This window comes from Jeotgalicoccus sp. WY2, from assembly GCF_018437745.1.
GTDB classification, from domain to species: Bacteria; Bacillota; Bacilli; order Staphylococcales; family Salinicoccaceae; genus Jeotgalicoccus; species Jeotgalicoccus psychrophilus.
The window spans coordinates 1500384-1518864 of sequence record NZ_CP049818.1; the positions used below are offsets into that span (position 1 = coordinate 1500384).

Below are 18481 nucleotides of genomic sequence, written 5' to 3' on the forward strand. Positions count from 1 at the left end.
ACACATGAGTCCCAATCATACCAGTCCGGTAAGTCTCGGATACACATGAGCTCCCATCATGCCAGTCCGGTAAGTCCCGGATACACGTGAGCGAACGCTGAAAAATTAATTACAACAGCAGATGGCGGTGCTGTAATGTTTGAAGAGAAATTACCGTCAGGCGGCAGATGGATTGTGACGACGCTGGATCCGGACTATCATTTTGGCTCATATTTCATGCCTGCAACCGAAAGTTTTTTGGAAGGATTCTTCCCCTACCTTGCAAGCGGCAAATAGAAAAGGACTTCCCGAGGGAAGTCCTTTTTATCTTATATTACTTTTTCTTGCTGTATTTAAATTTGTAGTAGAAATAGTACAGTGCAGGTGTTGCTATCATCGACAGTAATGTCGAGAAGGCAAGTCCGGCAATGACTGTGACTGCGAGCGGCTCGAATAGAACGTCCCCGCTGAATGCAACAGGTATCAATGCGAGTATACTCGTTACAGTCGTTAAAATAATCGGCTTGAATCTTGCGCGTCCGCTTTCGTAAATCGCTTCGTAAATATCATCTACACTGCCATCTTTTCTGCGTATTTCTATAAAGTCTATTAACACAATTGCGTTTCTGACGACGATACCGGTCAGTGATACCATCCCCATTATACCGAGGAAGCTGATTGGTGTCTGAGTTACAAACAGACCGATAATGCCCCCGCTTATTGCTAAGAAAATGCTGAATACTATAATCAGCGGCAAGACGAGCGAGTTAAATTCAAATGCGATCACAAGGTAGACAAGAATCAGTATTACTGAGAATAAAATACCAATTTCGATAAAGAAATCGGTCTGGTCGGATGCTTCTCCGCCGACGATAACTTCTGTACTGCCGTCGAGGCTGTCACTGTAATCGCTGATTAACGATTCTGTCTCTGCTTCATCATCTGAATACACTTGAAGCTCAGCAGTTCTTTCGCCGTTCTTGTGCTGAATTGCAGTAGTATCTTCAGTTTCAGATAAGGTGACAAAATCACTTAACGGATACATTTCTGGGCGGCCGTCTTCGACGTTTACAATATCGATATTATCGAGATTATATTCATCAGCATATTTCAGCGTCATCTCTCTACTTTGGCCATCTTCAATAATTTCCTGAAGCGGGATCCCTTCTGATATCATATTTAATTCATTTTTAACCTGTGATATCGAAATGCCGTTTTCTTCTAATGCATCGTAATCAATACTGTACTGTAATGTTTCTACAGGATTGCCGATGCTGGAAGTAACGATTGCACCTTCATTTTCAAGCTGTTCAGTGAGTTCTGAAACTCCGGAACTTAAAGTATCTAAGTCTTCTTCGAAGAATTCCACTGTAATTGGAGCGCTGGCCGGCGGTCCCTGAATAATCGTGTTCATGAATATTTTAGCATCCGGGAATGCTTCACGTAACGGGGCTTCATATTCATCAATTGTTGCTGAAGCACTCATTTGTTCCTTGTCTATCTGCAGTGCAATCTGTGCTGTATTTTCACCTGACCGGTCTAAAGAAGCTCCGAATAAGTTCGGCAGACCTTCACCTGTAAAGATAGATGAACCTTCCACATGGTCCATATTTTCCAATAGATGAGCCAGAACGTCTTCTGTATCTTCATGTGTCTTCTGGATTGTCTGTCCTTCATCAAAAATCAGATCAATTGTGACTTCTGAGCGATCAGCTTCGGGGAAAAACTCAAATGGTGTGAAGCGGACAAGACCGATCGACAGTAACGTCACAATGAGTATTGCCAGGAACGACAGCAAGGGACGTTTTAATACTTTAGGCAATACTTTATCGGCGTATACTTTACTGCCCCATGTAAATGCTTTTCCTAATAACCCTGGATTCTTAGGTGTCTTTTTGTAAGGAATTACTTGGCGCATAGCCGGAATAAATGTCAGTGCAAGTACTGTTGAAACAATCATTGTAGATATTAAAATACTTGGCAGTGCTTTTATAAAGTCACCATTCGCCCCGGATAATAGCAGAAGCGGCGAGAATGTAAAGACGATAGCAGCGGTCGAAGCGATAACCGACGGTGCAACTTCTTTCACACCATTATAAATCGCGTCGCCTTTACTGTCTCCGAGTGTGAATCTGCGTTCAATGTTATCGTTAACGACAATCGAGTCATCGACGAGTATACCGAGTGCGATAATTAAACCGATAACGGAAATCTGGTTTAAGTCGACGCCCATCCACGGTACCGGAATCAGTCCGATAAAGATAGAAATAATTACAGTCAGCATTACTGTAATCGCACCGAACAACGACAGGCCGATTGATGTACCGATAATAACGGCAATTACTGCAATCAGCAGTGACGTATATAAGCCGATAAATATATCTTCAACATTTTCTCTTTCCGATGAAATATTATCTACCGTTACGTTGTCAGGCATACTGTCGAGTCTGTCATTAATAACAGACTCGACACTTTTAGATATTGACGGAACATCTTCTTCACTTGATAAGAACACTGTGAATGATACTGAATCCTCACCGTTATACTGAACAATATCTTCAGGCGTGCTTTCAACTGACTCAATGCTCGCAACATCTAAGAGCGGCACTCTGTCTTCACCGATACGTACTTCTTCAAGTACTTCGAGAGCTGTTTCATCTTCAAATGATAAACGGATAATTTCGTCATCCTGAACATCCTGTCCCAGCACGACCGGGCTCAGAGATAAGTCGATTTCATTCATAATTTCATTTGGATTGAGCTGTTCTTCTGCTAAAGCGTCCCAATCAAGCTGAATTTCGTATTCCGACTCTCTGTAACCTTTAATTGTGACACTGTCGACACCGGCAAGCTGAATGACTTCCTGCTGAAGACTCTCAACGTCACCTCTGACAGCTTCCAGGTCATCAAGAGAATCGCTATGTATTTGATAACTTAAAAGCGGGAATGCATTTGTAATGGACTCAACTTCCGGCTGAGCTGCATTTTCCGGTAAGTCCCCGCTGAGACTTTGTACTAAATTATTAACATCATTGAGTACATTGTCAGGCGTGCTGCCGTCACTGAGAGAAAGTGTAATGACTGAAACATTATCCTCAGAAACCGAAGATACATCTTCAATATCCTCGATACTGAACATTTCCGTTTCAATAAGGTTTGTCACGTTTTCTTCAATGTCATCTTTGTTTGCACCAGGCCAGGCCGTAATGACATTAAGCAGATTAACATCCGTCTCCGGAATTTCACGCTGGTCGATAGTTAAAAAAGTATATACGCCGACAATCGACACTGTGAAAATTAAAACTATGAACAGCAAGCTTCTTTTTAACAATATATCTGCCAATTTTCTCATGTTACTTCCTCAATTCTATTGGTTATATATTTATTCTTCTACAATTATACAGTAAAGGAATAAAAGATATATATTTCAAGTACAAAAAAACTCACCAATATCATTGGCGAGTAATTTTTATCTTATTAACTGTCTCAAATGTTCTGGAAGCATGACCACTTCTGCCTGCATATCTGCAGGGCGGAAAGTCTTATCGATACATTCTTCCATGTATTCAAGATGTTTTTCATCCAGAGATGTATCATTAATTTTTTCGCCGTTTTCATCACCTTGGATACTGTACCAGTATAAGTATTCAACATCCATAAAGACTTCGCGGAAAATTGTTTCAACGTACATTTTTTCACCTTCGAGGTTTAAAAACATCTTCCATATTGTCACGCATGTATTCGATCCATTCATCGACTACTTCGCTTTTGCCTTCTTTTACTTTGAACTTTGTCAGTTCAGCTCTCATATTATCCCTCCTGATATTCATAATTTAAATAACAGTCTTTAATACATTTTATGATTAAAATGTATGCTATTTTATAATATTATTTTATAAAGAATATTGTATATTTCATCTGATATAATGATTTTAAGTAATTAATTTTAGGAGATAAAAAATATATGATAGAAAAATTTAAAAGAGAATGGCTGACATCGCCCGGAACGAATATTATGGCAGGAATTGTTGTCGCGCTGGCATTAATACCTGAAGCTATCGCTTTCTCGATTATTGCCGGCGTTGACCCGATGGTCGGACTGTACGCATCTTTCCTTATCGCGGTAATTATATCATTCGTCGGCGGCAGGCCGGCAATGATTTCAGCGGCAACAGGTGCGGTTGCACTCTTAGTCGTCCCGCTCGTTAGAGAATATGGTGTTGAATATTTATTCGCTGCAACGATACTGATGGGAATCATTCAAATCATTCTCGGGATTTTTAAAGTAGGAAAGTTACTGAAATTTATTCCAAATTCTGTAATGATCGGCTTCGTAAATGCGTTAGCCATAATGATTTTTATTGCACAGCTGCAGCATATATTCGGTATTTCATTCGATACATACATATATGTAATTATAACAATTGCAATTTTATATGTGCTGCCGAGATTTTTCAAAAAAATACCGGCACCGCTAGTTGCTTTAGTAGTGCTGACGTCATGTTACATCTTTTTTGGTGCAGAAGTCCGCACAGTTGGAGATTTAGGTGCAATTGAAAAATCATTGCCGAGCTTCATTATCCCTGACGTGCCTTATACGCTCGAAACATTGAAAATTATTTTCCCTTACTCATTATCGATGGCTATTGTGGGATTAGTGGAAAGTCTTCTAACAGCCCGCATTGTCGATAATGCGACGGATACGTACAGCAGTAAAACAAAGAATCACGCGGTCAGGGAATCGCAAACTTTGTAACTGGTTTTTTCGGCGGTATGGGCGGCTGTGCGATGATTGGGCAGTCAGTTATTAACGTGAGATCAGGAGCGACAACAAGACTGTCGACGTTTACTGCAGGTGTCTTCTTAATGCTGCTTATCATTCTTTTCGGAGATCTGGTCGTGCAAATACCGATGCCGATTCTGGCCGGTATCATGGTAGTCGTTACAATCAGCACGTTCGACTGGAAGACGTTTAAGTATATGAAGAAAGCACCGCGTACAGATGTATTCGTAATGCTGATTACCGTCGCGATTATACTTGCTACTGATAACCTGGCAATTGGAGTTATTGCAGGTGTGTTCTTCAGCGCAATTTTCTTTGCAACGAAGATTTCGAAAGTGACAGTGACTAAGGAACTAATAAATAATAATTACGTCTTTTATTTTGAAGGACAGATTTTCTTCGCTTCAATTGATACGATGATAGATCAGCTCGAATTTAAAAAATACGACAAAGATATCCTGCTCGACTTCTCGAAGGCGCATCTCTGGGATGACTCCGCAGTAGATGCCATTGATACGATGGTGAGAAAGTTTGAAGATAAGGGTAATACAGTATATGTTGATCAGTTAAATGCAGACAGCAGAAAAATTGTTAAAGAACTCAGCCAGCTGAATGAACAGCATTTAACGTAAAATAAGGAGGTATTTGAATGTATAAATCAATACTGCTTGCAGCAGACGGCTCAGAAAACAGCTTCAGAGCTGCTGAAGAAACATTGAACTTTATCAATAAAGATACAATGGTGACGATTTTGAATGTAATTCAAATAGAGAAATCGAAAGATGCCGTACTTCATGGTGAAAATACTGTTAAACAGCAAAAAGAAAAGATTGCAAAAATTATTGATTTATAATAAAGAGAATGTTAATTATAACGTTATTTTTGAAAGAGGACTGCCTGATGAAACAGTCGTTAAAGTTTCTAACAATGGGGCATACAACATTATAGTGCTCGGCAATAGAGGGTTGAATGCATTGCAGGGAATGATGATGGGCAGTGTCAGTCATAAAGTGGCAAAACGAGCCAATATACCGGTGATGATAGTTAAATAATTTTTTAGGGTGAGCGTCTAATGGCGTTCACCTTTTTTATTTAAATTCTTAAATTATCTGTAAATTGAAAGCCTTTACATTTTAGTCTGGAATTAGGTAGAATAAAAGTATCAAACATAAACAAGGGGGAAATAAAATGGTATTTGAATTTCCGAATAAAGAAGGCGCCAAGTACAGAAAAATCTCAGTATGAAAACTACATCGGCGGTGAATGGGTGGCACCAGCAGATGGAGAGTACTTTGAAAATGAATCGCCGGTAACCGGTGAAGTCGTGTCAAAAGTACCGCGTTCGAAACAGGCAGATGTAGATAAAGCAGTTGCTGCTGCACAGGAAGCGCAAAAATCATGGGCAGTCACATCTGTAACAGAGCGAAGCAATATTCTCTTGAAGATTGCTGACCGTGTAGAAGAACATCTTGAAGAGCTTGCTGTTCTTGAAACTTTTGAGAATGGTAAAGCCGTACGTGAAACGCTGAATGCCGACTTGCCACTCGTCGTCGATCATTTCAGATACTTTGCAGGTGTTATTCGCGGACAGGAAGGCGGAATTTCTCAAATAGATAATGATACTGTAGCGTATCACTATCATGAGCCGCTTGGTGTAGTTGGACAAATTATTCCATGGAACTTCCCGCTGCTTATGGCGACGTGGAAAATTGCTCCTGCACTGGCAGCAGGCAACTCAATCGTCTTAAAGCCTGCCGAGCAGACACCGACAACGATTCTTCATCTGGCGGAACTCATTGGGGATCTGTTGCCTAAAGGTGTTTTCAATATTGTGAACGGCTTCGGTTCAGAAGCGGGACAATCTTTAGCAACACATACGGGTATTAACAAGATTGCCTTTACGGGTGAAACGACTACTGGGCGCATTATTATGCAGAATGCGAGTCAGAATCTGATTCCTGTCACACTGGAACTTGGCGGTAAATCACCGAACATTTTGCAAAAGATGTAATGGATGCGGATGATGACTACTTAGACAAAGCGATTGAGGGGCTTGTAATGTTTGCACTGAACCAGGGTGAAGTATGTACATGTCCGTCACGCGCACTAGTACATGAAGATATCTTTGACGAATTTATGGAACGCGTGATTAAGCGTGTTGAACAGATTAAAGTAGGTAACCCGTTAGATCCAAATACAATGATGGGTGCACAGACTTCAAATGAGCAGCAGGAAAAAATTGCATCGTACCTTGATATCGGTAAAAAAGAAGGCGCTGAATTACTTACAGGCGGAAACATAAAATCAGTCGACGGCGATATTAAAAATGGTTACTACGTCGAACCGACGATCTTTAAAGGCCACAATAAGATGCGTATTTTCCAGGAAGAAATTTTTGGACCGGTATTAGCAGTGGCGACGTACAAGGATGACGACGAAGCGATTGAAATGGCTAATGATACACTGTACGGACTTGGTGCGGGAGTATGGACACGCAGCCAGAACAGAGCATACCGATTAGGACGTGCAATTCAGGCGGGCCGTGTATGGGTAAACACTTATCACGACTACCCTGCCCACGCAGCATTTGGCGGTTACAAAATGAGTGGTATTGGCCGGGAAAATCATAAGATGATGCTAGCACATTATCAGCAGACTAAAAACCTGCTGGTCAGCTACAGCGAATCAGCAAAAGGATTCTTTTAATTGGCAGTACTTGAACAAGTTTATGCCACTGATCAGGCCAGATCACTTATTAATGAATTAAAAAAAGAACATGGAAACTTAATTTTTCACCAATCAGGAGGATGCTGTGACGGCTCCAGTCCAATGTGTCTGAAAGAAGGCATGATGATTATTGGAGACGTCGATGTACAGCTCGGTGAAATTGAGGGAGTACCATTTTATATGAACCATAAGCAGTACGAATACTGGAAACATACGCAGATTACGGTCGATGTTGTTAAAGGCATCGGCGGTATGTTCAGCGTTGAGGGGCCGAGAGGCGTCAGATTTCATATTCGAAGCGAACCGATAGAATAATGAGAAGACCGGACACGTCGATGTCCGGTTTTTTCTTGTTTTATATAAAAGTAAATACATTGCTGAACAAACTGGAGAGTATAAATCCGGCAATTAATCCGAGTACAAATATCAGTCCCCATTTAGCCCATTTCACAAAACTCAGCTCCCTTATATTATCTTGCTGTTCATATACCCTTTCTCTTTAAACATATACCGGTAATTTCGAGATCAATACTTAGCTTTTTCAGCTGCTACATCTTATAATATTACATTGTGTTTTATAGTAATTAAAAATCAGCAGGTGAAGAAATGAAAAGCTCGAAAAATGATTTTACAACCGGTCCTATATTAAAGCCGCTGATTATATTTTCAGCGCCGATCATGCTGGCAAATCTGCTGCAGACTTCGTTTCAAATTGTCGACAGTCTGTGGGTCGGAAATATTCTTGGTGCAGAGGCACTGGGTGCTGTCGCCATAGCAACGACCATACTGGTCACTATATTGTCTTTCATACTTGGTTTGAACAATGCGGCACTGACTATTTTATCTCAGCAGCATGGCCGTAAAGATGATGAAGGCCTGAAGCGCTACTTAAATGCTTTTATCGTTATTATGACTGTAATGTCTGTTGTTTTTGCGGTAATCGGCTACATATTTGCAGAAAGTCTGCTCGGAATTATCGGTACGCCGGATGCTATTTTGGATATGACAGCGTCATACCTTCAAATAAGCCTTCTCGGGATGTTTTTCTTATTTGGCTATAACTTTATCAATACTGTTTTCAGAGCGCTTGGCGACAGCAAGACGCCGCTTAGAATTGTCTTCATTGCAGTCATATTGAATGCTGTTCTGTCACCGCTCTTTATGATTGTATTTGATCTCGGTATACAGGGTGCGGCCCTCGCTACAGTCGGTTCACAGACAATTGCATTTCTGTACAGTGTTTATCTCGCAGTGAAACGCAAGCTGGTGCCGTTTAAAATGCCTTCGATACCGGCACGCTATGAAGTCGGACTGATTTTAAAACTGGGTATTCCGGCAGGACTGCAAATGGGAGTAATTCACGCGGGCATTGCAGCGATACTGAGTGTTGTGACTCAGTTTGGTGCAGACAGCGTTGCAGGATTCAGTGCCGCTCAGCGTCTCGACAGTTTAATTATGCTCCCTGCAATGGCGCTCGGTACTGCTGTTAATGCTATGGCAGGACAGAATATCGGCATACAGCAATGGTCACGCGTAAAGCAAATCGCACGTTATGCCGCTCTTTATAACTTTGGTTTAATGCTGAGTGTTGCGGCTGTCGTTATTATATTTGCTGAAGCGGGCATCAGAATGTTCATTCAGGACGAGGCAGCGGTAGAATTCGGTACGAATTACTTAAGAATTGTCGCGCTGTGCTATCCATTTTTAGGATTAAACTTTGTCTTAAACGGTATTGTCAGAGCATCAGGAGCAATGTATCAAGTACTGATATTGAACATTATCTCTTTCTGGATACTCAGGTATCCTCTGTCGGCCCTGTTTGCTTCATACTTTGGAGAAACTGGTGTCGGCATGGGCATGGGTGTCAGCTTTATAATCAGCAGTATTTTCGCCTATCTGTATTACAAATTCGGAAAATGGAGAGAAAAAGAACTATTTAAATGATAAACACTCCTAAAATATATAGACATATATCTATATAGATGATAATCTATTATAAATTACGGAGGTATATGCATGAATTATGACGAAACAGCTTCATTATTAAAAATTATAGCGGATCCAAGCCGTCTTGAAATACTCGATTTATTATCGTGTGATGAACTATGCGGTTGTGATTTACTCGAGCACTTTGAGTTTTCTCAGCCTACTTTGAGTCACCATATGAAAGTTCTGGTAAACAGTGATTTTGTTACGAAAAGAAAAAATGGTAATAAAGTAATGTATGAACTCAATCACAAGACGATGAATAAAATAGAAAAACAGCTTCAAATTATTAACTCATCAAGCGGATATTGTGCATGTCAAACTATGAAAAAAGGTGTCTGCTGATTATGGCAATACTAGCGATAAGCATATTTATTATTACTTTAATATTTGTAATCTGGCAGCCGAGAGGACTAGATATCGGCATTACAGCAATGATTGGAGCTGCTCTAGCAGTAATAACGGGTGTAGTATCATTTGGAGATATTATAGAAGTGACAAGTATCGTCTGGAACGCGACACTGACGTTTGTCGCTGTCATACTGATTTCATTAATACTGGATGAAATAGGATTCTTTGAATGGTCTGCTAGACACATGGTTAAAGCTTCACACGGCAGCGGGCTTAAAATGTTTATCTACATTGCGCTGCTCGGTTCTGTCGTTGCGGCATTTTTTGCAAATGACGGTGCAGCATTAATTCTGACACCGATAGTTCTCGCGATGGTCCGGAATTTAAACTTTAAGGAAAAAATGATTTTCCCATTTGTTATAGCCAGCGGCTTTATTGCTGATACGACATCTTTGCCGCTCATTGTGAGTAACTTAGTTAATATAGTGTCGGCAGATTATTTTAATATCGGTTTTATAGAATACTTTTTACATATGATTATTCCTAATATCTTTTCACTGGTCTCAAGTATTCTGGTGTTGTGGCTCTTCTTTAGAAAATCGATTCCGGATACTTTCGATGGCAGCAATCTGAAACTTCCGCATGAAGCGATTAAAGATAAAAAAATGTTTAAGATATCATGGATAGTATTGATTATGCTCTTAGCAGGCTATCTTCTAAGTGAATTCATCGCAGTGCCTGTATCGTTTATCGCTGGGGTTATTGCGATTGTCTTTCTTGTACTGGCGCGTAAATCAGAAGCGGTTAATGTATCGCGCGTCGTAAAAGGTGCGCCGTGGAATATTGTTGTCTTTTCAATCGGTATGTACGTCGTTGTCTTCGGTTTAAGAAATGCAGGTATGACAGATCTACTTGCGGATTCAATTGCTGCAATAACTGAATACGGACTTTTGGCCACAGTTATGGGAATGGGTGCAATCGCAGCAATACTGTCTTCAGTTATGAACAATATGCCGACAGTAATGATTAATGCGATAGCAATCAGTGAAACAGGTGCACAGGATGTTATTAAAGAAGGTTTAATATATGCGAACATTATCGGTTCTGATTTAGGGCCGAAAATCACACCAATCGGTTCACTGGCAACACTGCTGTGGCTTCATGTACTGGCTAAAAAAGATATGAAAATATCTTGGGGAACGTATTTTAAAATTGGAATAATAATAACGCCACCGGTGCTTATTATGACACTTCTCGGGTTGTACTTTACGCTATTAATATTTTAAGTGAGGGATAGTTATGACTAAAAAGACAATATATTTTGTATGTACAGGCAACGCTTGCCGCAGTCAGATGGCTGAAGGTCTTGGTAAAGAGATTCTTGGAGAAGAATGGAATGTGTATTCCGGCGGAATAGAAGCGCATGGTGTGAATCCGAAAGCAATTAAAGCGATGGCCGAAATAAATATTGATATTAGCAAGAATACTTCGGATTTAATTCAAAACGATATTCTTAATGCATCTGATCTTGTTGTCACACTATGCAGCGATGCTGATCAGAACTGTCCCGTGCTCCCAGCCCATGTGACTAAAGCTCATTGGGGATTTGATGACCCTGCAGGTAAAGAATGGCAGGAATTTCAAAGAGTCAGAGATGAAATTGGCGACCGGATTTTACAGTTTAAAGATACAGGGAACTAAAAAGTACTGCCGCTTAAAATCACAGCGGCAGTACTTTTTTTATTTATTCATTTGTATTTCTATGAATTTCTTTAGTACATGAACAGTCATTACACAATCGTTTAAACTGGTCCACTCTTTAGGATTGTGACTGATGCCATCTTTACTGCGCGCAAAAATCATTGCGACTGGCAATTCGAGACCGATATTCATAGAATCGTGGCCTGCACCACTTGGCAGTTCCATTGCTTCAATGTTTAAATCATTTAAAATATCATGAATTTCCTGTTTATAAACATCTTCAACAGGTACAGGTTTGACGCGGGATGTACCGCTCACTGTAACGCCGATACGTTCTTTTGCAATGCTCTCTGCACGTTCTGTAACGAGCTCAAGCAGCGTGTCCCGTGTCCTTTCATGAATATCGCGTATATCGACAATCATCTTTACAGATTCAGGGATAACGTTGGCACCGTTAGGATAAACGCTCAGTTTACCTACCGTTGCAACGGCGGTATTACTGACAATCTTCGGCAGGCATTCGAGTTCGCTGACAAAACGTCCGGCAGCAACAAGCGCATCCTGACGGTCATTCATCGGCGTATTGCCTGCGTGACCTGCAAGTCCTTTAAACTCAACTTCAAGCCATGCCTGTCCGGCAATACCGTTCACGATACCGACCGGCAGATTGTTTTTCTCGAGCAGTTTACCCTGTTCAATATGTGCTTCTGCAAAGAATGTCCAATCACGCTTTTGAACCTGTTTATAATCACTTAATGAAGAACCGTACTGTTCAAGAACTTCTTCGAGACTTAAACCATTGCTGTCTCTTAAAGAGCCAATTAATTCATCATCAACGAGACCCATATAGGAACGGCTGCCGAATACGCCGCTTGAGAAACGTGCACCTTCTTCATCCGAAAAGATAACAACCTCATAGGATTATCCGGTACATAGCCTGTTTCTTTCCATGCTTCTGCGACTTCCAGTGCAGCAAGTACACCGAGAACTCCATCGAAATTACCTCCAGCAGGTACAGTGTCAACGTGAGAACCTGACGCAACAGACTGAGAATCATCTTTGCCTGCTAGCCTGCCAAAAACATTACCGGCAGCATCAGTTTCGACGGTAAGGCCGGCGGCTTTCATCCAGCACGCCACTAACGCTTTAGCCTGTTTTTCTTCTTTAGAAAAGCCAGGACGGCTGACACCGCCTGTTGGAAGTACACCGATTTTTGATATTGCATCGAGACGTTCAGCAAGACGTTCTCCATCGATTCCGTCGTAATTCAGTTCAGCATTATAATCTGCCAGTAGTTATTAATCATAGTCAATAAATCCTCCAATAAAATTAGTTGTCCTGCGGCTTTCGAAGCCAGGCAGCTACAGCCAGAACTATTAATGCAAAGCCAAGATAGCCCATTACTACATAGACACTTCCAACCAATGTTGTAAAACCGATTAAACTGGCAATAAATCCAAGTGAACCTATCACAATAACTGCCGGACGATAGGTTTTACTTTCGGGTGCGGTAAAACGGACTGTAAACGAATACAGCATTCCGACAGCAGTATTATAAATCATACCGAGAAGTGCAATCGCAGTCAGGATGCCGACTGCAGGATGAATCTGGCTGGCAAGTTCCAGAGTAGGCATATCCTTGCCTGCAACAACATCAATTCTTACGAACATAGCGATATGAATCAGGATAATCAGCATTCCCAGTATGAAACCGCCCAGTATACCGCCCATACTCGCTACTTTCTTATCTTTCTCATTGCCGGTCATAATAATCAGCAATGCGGCACCGGCAGCAAGATTGTATGACACATAAAGAAAGGCGCTTAACAGCCAGTTAGATGTCGCCGATGGCTGCTGTCTAGCCAACTCATCAGCTTCAGTGAGCGACAGGTCCATTGTAAAAATGGAATAGATTAAAATAACGAAAATAACTGCAATTAAATACGGTGTTATGGTAGCGATAATCCCAATAATTTTATTTGTATTCAGCAGTAAGGTTGAAATTACAATCGCCGCCATTATAATACTGCCGACTACAGGGCTGACACCGAACATTTGATTAAAAGTTGAGCCGGCACCTGCAAACATTACTACTGCGACTCCAAAGAGGAAGAATGTAATTACAATATCAAGAACAGGTCCGACAAAACGTCCGCCTATATAATACAGTACTTCTTTATGAGAGTTTGCTTTCAGATTTGTGCCGAGCTGTGCAAATGTGTATCCAAGAAAAATAAATAAAGCTGTTGTCACTATACCTCCGGCGGTTCCCCATATTCCAAAACTAGTGAAATACTGCATAACCTCCTGGCCCGAAGCGAATCCTGCACCGACAATCAGTCCAACAAAGGCACTGCCTATTTGAAAACTTTTTTCATAATATCGCCCCTTTGCTCTATTTATATTCTTTTTTAGCGATTGTGTATGATTCCACCGTGTCGCGGTTAACTTTATAACCAATACCTGCTTCTTTTGGAACTTCAATCAACCCGTCTGCAGCAACGACTTCCGGTTCGATTATATCTTTCTCAAAGTAGCGGCTGGAGCTCGCTGTATCACCTGGCAACGTAAAGTTTGATAACGTTGTTAATGCTACATTATGTGCTCTGCGCTACCGATGATTCGAGCATACCGCCGCACCATACAGGAATATTGTTTTCTTTACAGTAGTCATGAATCTTTACAGCTTCAGTCAACCCGCCTACACGTCCAATTTTAATGTTAATTATTTTAGTACTGCCAAGTTCCACAGCTTTTCTTGCATCTTCAAGAGAGTGAATACTTTCATCTAAACAGATTGGAGTACTAAGCTCTTTTTGTAATTGAGCATGATCAATTATGTCATCCGATGCCAGCGGCTGTTCAATCATCATCAGATTAAACTCATCCAGCTGCTTTAATAATGCTGTATCATCCAGACAATATGCTGAATTGGCATCGGCCATAATCTCCACATCCGGGAATGTTTCACGCAGTGTCCGCATAACCTCAATATCCCAATCAGGCTTGATCTTAACTTTAATACGCTTATAACCTTCTTTAACGAAGCCGTCTACAATTTCAACAAGTTCTTCAACTGAATTTTGGATGCCGATACTGATGCCGACATCGATAGTTTCCCTGGACCCCCCGAGCGCACTGGCCAGAGACTGGTTGGTCTGCTGAGAATAAATGTCCCAAATTGCCCCCTCCAGTGCGGACTTGGCCATGTTATTTTTACGAATGGGTGCGAAAATTTCATTTACTTCGCCCGGGTGCACGATTTCCTTATGTAAAATAAGCGGTATTAAAAAATCTTCAAGCATGTGCCAGTTTGTCATTACTGTTTCTTCACTGTAAAAAGGAACGTTAAACGCCACTGATTCTCCCCAGCCGACAGTACCGTCTTTGTCAACTGCTTCTAATAACAGGAACTCTTTCTTCTTAAAAGTTCCGAAACTCGTAGTAAAAGGTGATTTCATATCCATTTGCAGCTGTCTGATTGTAATTTTTTCGATATTCATTATTTATGGCCTCCAAGTTTTAATGTGTCAGTCTTTACGAATATGTATTTAGCAGTATATTTCCCGGGAATTAAATGCACTGCGGCATAGCCTGCGGCAAAAAGTTCCTGAAATATTTTTCTGGTACTCATCCTCCATTCCAAGGCAAGTGCCTGATTTTTAGATTTAACATTCTGAAAATCTTTTGGGACTTCAAGAGAATAGACATCCGCCTTGTATTGTTCATTGTGAAACATTGTAATGAATGGCAGATTATCGGAGACGCTGACTTTATTTAAGGCAACAGCGCTAAGGTAATCAGGAATTTCTTTTCTGGAAACATGTTCACTTTTAATATGCCAGTGGATTTCGAAGCGGTCTGATGGAAGACCTTTATTTAATCCATCTTGCATTTCTCCGTATGCATTCTCCATATAAACGGAACAAATGCCATTCAGTTTAGTTAAATTTAAATATGCATTGCGTGTTTCCAGCGGATCATATGTCCAGTGAATTTCTTTATAGCCTTTTCGAATTGCGATTTCCTGCTGTTTCTGTTTCATCTGTTCTCCTATTTTTTTGGAACGATAATCCTCTTCTATTCCAAGCATATGAGAACATAGATATGTTTGACCGTCCTTAAAACCGGCAAAGGCATAACTGAAACCGATAATTTTATTATCATCAAAGGCACCGATTATAATGCCGCCGTTTTTAATTGCAGTCAGTGTCTGGTGAATAGGAAGTGGCGACATGTCCCAGACACCCTGTTCTATTAGTTCCATCTGTTCAAGTTCTTTAATTGTCGTTAATTCTTTTAGGGTAATCATTTCAAACCTTCTTTATAGTAAAAGTAATTTTTTCATAACATTATCACAATTAATATTAGAAAACAATAAATATTCAGATAACTGAGCTTTGAAAAGTATATTAAATTTAATATTATACTTGATATTTCGATTTCGAAGGTTTATACTACGAATAGATTAAATTTAATATATTTAAAAATGAACTAGTAGAAGGAGGTGCAGACATGAACGAAAGAGAAGCACGGATAAAAGCATTTACTGTTTTTATAAAATCCTCACAGTCCGTACAGAAACTTATTAAACAGGACTTTTTAAAGAAAGAAATTAACCTCAATGAATATGCGGTAATGGAATTGCTGTATCACAAAGGTGACCAGCCGATACAGGCTATCGGCAAGAAAATACTTATGGGCGGCGGCAGTATTACTTACGTTATAGATAAGCTTGAAAAGAAAGACTTTATTTACAGAAGACCCTGTCCAGAAGACAGAAGAGTAATGTTTGCATGTATTACCGATGCTGGTAAAGAGTATATGGACACAAGAGTTGTCGAACAGGAAGCACTGATCAATACAATCTTTGATGAGTGGAATGATGATGAAGTAGAAGATGCAATTAACTTATTAAAACGAATCGGCCTGCACGCAGAAGGCCTGCTTAAATAAAATTTGGAGGAATATATTATGACTAATGAAAATTTAAAAGGAATACACCATGTAACAGCAATGACAGACAATGCGATGAGAAACTATGACTTTATGACGGAAGTTGTCGGTATGCGCTTAGTTAAGAAAACTGTAAACCAGGATGACATTCAGACATACCATACATTCTTTGCTGATGATGAAGGATCACCAGGTACGGATATGACTTTCTTCGATTTCCCGAACAACCCTAAAGGCTCAAGAGGAACTAACTCTATTTCAAGAACAGGCCTCAGAGTGCCGAATGATGCAGCACTTGAATTCTATTTAAATCGTTTTGAAGAAAACAATGTAAAACATGACGGTATAAAAGAACTGTTTGGCAAAAAAGTACTGCCGTTTGAAGAAGCTGACGGACAAAGATATCAGTTATTCTCAGATGAAAATAACGAAGGTGTAGCTCCAGGAAAACCATGGAAAAATGGTCCTGTGCCTGAAGATAAAGCAGTATATGGTCTCGGTCCAATTGAAATTACAGTAAGCTATTATGACGACTTCAAAAAAGTGCTGCAGGAAGTTTACGGTATGAAACCGATTGTTGAAGAAGACAATGTAACGTTATTAAATGTCGGTGAAGGCGGTAACGGCGGACAGGTCATTCTCCGTAAAGACGAAGATACTGAAGGAAGACAGGGTTACGGTGAGGTCCACCATGTTTCATTCAGAGTGGAAGACCATGCGGCACTTGCAGCATGGGAAGAAAAATACCGTCAGATGGGTATGGGCAATTCAGGACTTGTAGATCGTTTCTACTTTGAAGCACTGTATGCACGTGTCGGACATATTTTAATTGAACTATCTACAGATGGTCCCGGATTCATGGATGATGAGCCGTATGAAACATTAGGAGAAAGCTTAGCATTACCACCGTTCTTAGAGCCGAAACGTGCACAAATCGAAGCTTCAATCAGACCGTTTGATACAACGAGAAATAGATAATAAAGGAGAAAATTAAATATGGAAGCAATTAAAAGAATTCACCATATTACTGCAATAGTTGGTGATCCGAATGAAAATAAAATATTACAGAGATGTACTGGGTTTAAGATTGGTTAAACAAACAGTAAACTTTGACGATCCGGGAGTTTATCATTTGTACTTTGGAGACTATGACGGCAGTCCGGGAACAATTATTACGTTCTTTAACTGGGTTGTCGACAGACCGGGAGTTAAAGGCAGTGGACAGGTTGGCAGAATAGCTTTCAGAATTCCTAAAGGCAGCATGACTGAATGGGAAAATCATTTGAAAGAACAAAATATCAAAACTGAACATACAGAACTGTTCGGTAAAGATACACTGCAGTTTGACGACGTTCACGGACTTGAGCTCGCTTTAGTAGAAGGTGACAGTGAAGCCGATACAAAGGATATTATCGGGTTCCACGGCGCTGTTTTACTATCGGGTAACCCTGACGGCACAAAAGAATTACTAGTGTGTACAATGGGCTTAACTGAACTGAATATTAATGACAGAAACTACCACTTTGAAACGGCCGGTGAAGAGAAGCATCATATCATCACTGAGCTTCCGCCAAAACCTAGGGGCAGCTTTGGTATTGGAACAGTACATCATATTGCATGGTCTGTACCGAACCTGGAAGTTTTAGAAGAATGGCAGACATTACTTCAAAGCAAGAATTTCGGTGTGACTGAAGTCAGAGACAGAAACTACTTAAGTCTATTTATACTAGTGAACGCGGAGGCATTATTTTTGAATTTGCAACTGATGAACCTGGATTCGATGTAGATGAAGACAAAGCAGAACTTGGTTCTTCACTGCAACTGCCGGCGCAGTATGAGCACAAAAGAGAAGAGTATGTAAGAACAATGCCGAAGTTAGACCTTTAATTGAGGGGCGATAATCATGTTCAGTTTTTCCAATGAAGATTTAACTACTAAAGAAAAAAATAAAATAATGATCGGTACTGTTGTACCGCGGCCTATCGCATTAGTATCGAC

General features: G+C 40.4%; 12 protein-coding genes and 7 pseudogenes. 12 read left to right on the plus strand and 7 right to left on the minus strand.

All coding sequences use genetic code 11. The features are described from left to right. Window positions 1-96 precede the first annotated feature (96 nt). A pseudogene (locus tag G4D76_RS08725) lies at window positions 97-276 on the plus strand (hypothetical protein); the annotation flags it as partial. 37 nt (window positions 277-313) lie between these two features. On the opposite strand, the gene G4D76_RS08730 reads toward G4D76_RS08725, so the two are convergent. After that, window positions 314-3331 carry an efflux RND transporter permease subunit gene (locus G4D76_RS08730; RefSeq protein WP_213809680.1) on the minus strand — a complete coding sequence of 1006 codons (3018 nt, stop codon included), beginning with the start codon at window positions 3329-3331 and terminating at the stop codon, window positions 314-316. A 117-nt stretch (window positions 3332-3448) separates the two neighbouring features. Then, a pseudogene (locus tag G4D76_RS08735) lies at window positions 3449-3788 on the minus strand (DUF6176 family protein). Window positions 3789-3943: 155 nt separating this feature from the next. Between G4D76_RS08735 and G4D76_RS08740 the strand changes: the two are divergent. From G4D76_RS08740 to arsC, 8 genes and pseudogenes are all read left to right on the plus strand, one after another. Continuing rightward, window positions 3944-5394, plus strand: a pseudogene (locus G4D76_RS08740) (SulP family inorganic anion transporter). A gap of 17 nt (window positions 5395-5411) precedes the next feature. After that, a pseudogene (locus G4D76_RS08745) lies at window positions 5412-5814 on the plus strand (universal stress protein). A gap of 136 nt (window positions 5815-5950) precedes the next feature. Continuing rightward, a pseudogene (locus G4D76_RS08750) lies at window positions 5951-7468 on the plus strand (aldehyde dehydrogenase family protein). After that, on the plus strand, window positions 7469-7804 hold the full coding sequence (locus G4D76_RS08755) for a DUF779 domain-containing protein (protein WP_026859214.1): 336 nt from the start codon (window positions 7469-7471) through the stop codon (window positions 7802-7804). It abuts the pseudogene before it with no gap. Between the two features lie 291 nt (window positions 7805-8095). Continuing rightward, complete coding sequence (locus tag G4D76_RS08760; RefSeq protein WP_213809681.1) at window positions 8096-9433, plus strand: MATE family efflux transporter; 1338 nt, start codon at window positions 8096-8098, stop codon at window positions 9431-9433. A 72-nt stretch (window positions 9434-9505) separates the two neighbouring features. Then, a complete protein-coding gene (locus G4D76_RS08765; protein ID WP_213809682.1) occupies window positions 9506-9820 on the plus strand; it encodes an ArsR/SmtB family transcription factor in 315 nt (104 codons plus the stop codon). Between the two features lie 2 nt (window positions 9821-9822). After that, window positions 9823-11112, plus strand: coding sequence for an arsenite efflux transporter membrane subunit ArsB (gene arsB, locus G4D76_RS08770; RefSeq protein ID WP_026859211.1), 1290 nt, complete (start codon window positions 9823-9825; stop codon window positions 11110-11112). 13 nt (window positions 11113-11125) lie between these two features. Next, on the plus strand, window positions 11126-11527 hold the full coding sequence (arsC, locus tag G4D76_RS08775) for an arsenate reductase (thioredoxin) (protein WP_213809683.1): 402 nt from the start codon (window positions 11126-11128) through the stop codon (window positions 11525-11527). Window positions 11528-11566: 39 nt separating this feature from the next. Here arsC and G4D76_RS08780 read toward each other — a convergent pair whose 3' ends face one another. From G4D76_RS08780 to G4D76_RS08795, 5 genes and pseudogenes are all read right to left on the minus strand, one after another. Next, window positions 11567-12433, minus strand: a complete 867-nt coding sequence (locus G4D76_RS08780; RefSeq protein ID WP_371814674.1) for a hydantoinase/carbamoylase family amidase — start codon at window positions 12431-12433, stop codon at window positions 11567-11569. After that, entirely contained in the window at window positions 12349-12666 is a 318-nt protein-coding gene (locus tag G4D76_RS16855; protein ID WP_371814454.1) for a M28 family peptidase, read from the minus strand. The genes G4D76_RS08780 and G4D76_RS16855 overlap by 85 nt, the downstream gene beginning before the upstream one ends. Window positions 12667-12856: 190 nt before the next feature. After that, entirely contained in the window at window positions 12857-13780 is a 924-nt protein-coding gene (locus tag G4D76_RS08785) for a YkvI family membrane protein (protein WP_250129872.1), read from the minus strand. A gap of 142 nt (window positions 13781-13922) precedes the next feature. Then, a pseudogene (menC, locus tag G4D76_RS08790) lies at window positions 13923-15030 on the minus strand (o-succinylbenzoate synthase). Beyond that, the gene (locus tag G4D76_RS08795; RefSeq protein ID WP_213809684.1) at window positions 15030-15839 is read right to left on the minus strand and encodes a GNAT family N-acetyltransferase; all 810 of its coding nucleotides are present in this window, start codon (window positions 15837-15839) and stop codon (window positions 15030-15032) included. Before G4D76_RS08795 ends, menC begins: the two are co-directional and overlap by 1 nt. 203 nt (window positions 15840-16042) lie before the next feature. Here G4D76_RS08795 and G4D76_RS08800 point away from each other — a divergent pair, with 203 nt between their 5' ends. The 3 genes and pseudogenes from G4D76_RS08800 to G4D76_RS08810 all read left to right on the plus strand — a co-directional run bounded on the left by G4D76_RS08800 (window position 16043) and on the right by G4D76_RS08810 (window position 18370). Continuing rightward, complete coding sequence (locus G4D76_RS08800; protein ID WP_213809685.1) at window positions 16043-16483, plus strand: MarR family winged helix-turn-helix transcriptional regulator; 441 nt, start codon at window positions 16043-16045, stop codon at window positions 16481-16483. 18 nt (window positions 16484-16501) lie between these two features. Then, window positions 16502-17461 (plus strand): ring-cleaving dioxygenase, encoded by a 960-nt coding sequence (locus tag G4D76_RS08805; RefSeq protein ID WP_213809686.1) that lies wholly within the window; start codon window positions 16502-16504, stop codon window positions 17459-17461. A gap of 18 nt (window positions 17462-17479) precedes the next feature. Next, window positions 17480-18370 (plus strand): annotated as a pseudogene (locus G4D76_RS08810) (VOC family protein). The last annotated feature ends 111 nt before the right edge of the window (window positions 18371-18481 follow it).

What these genes read in the sequence shown, in the direction of transcription:
- G4D76_RS08730 (WP_213809680.1), bottom strand. Translation starts at nt 3,331, where the DNA reads ATGAGAAAATTGGCAGATATATTGTTAAAAAGAAGCTTGCTGTTCATA.
- G4D76_RS08760 (WP_213809681.1), top strand. Translation starts at nt 8,096, where the DNA reads ATGAAAAGCTCGAAAAATGATTTTACAACCGGTCCTATATTAAAGCCG.
- G4D76_RS08765 (WP_213809682.1), top strand. Translation starts at nt 9,506, where the DNA reads ATGAATTATGACGAAACAGCTTCATTATTAAAAATTATAGCGGATCCA.
- arsB (WP_026859211.1), top strand. Translation starts at nt 9,823, where the DNA reads ATGGCAATACTAGCGATAAGCATATTTATTATTACTTTAATATTTGTA.
- arsC (WP_213809683.1), top strand. Translation starts at nt 11,126, where the DNA reads ATGACTAAAAAGACAATATATTTTGTATGTACAGGCAACGCTTGCCGC.
- G4D76_RS08795 (WP_213809684.1), bottom strand. Translation starts at nt 15,839, where the DNA reads ATGATTACCCTAAAAGAATTAACGACAATTAAAGAACTTGAACAGATG.
- G4D76_RS08800 (WP_213809685.1), top strand. Translation starts at nt 16,043, where the DNA reads ATGAACGAAAGAGAAGCACGGATAAAAGCATTTACTGTTTTTATAAAA.
- G4D76_RS08805 (WP_213809686.1), top strand. Translation starts at nt 16,502, where the DNA reads ATGACTAATGAAAATTTAAAAGGAATACACCATGTAACAGCAATGACA.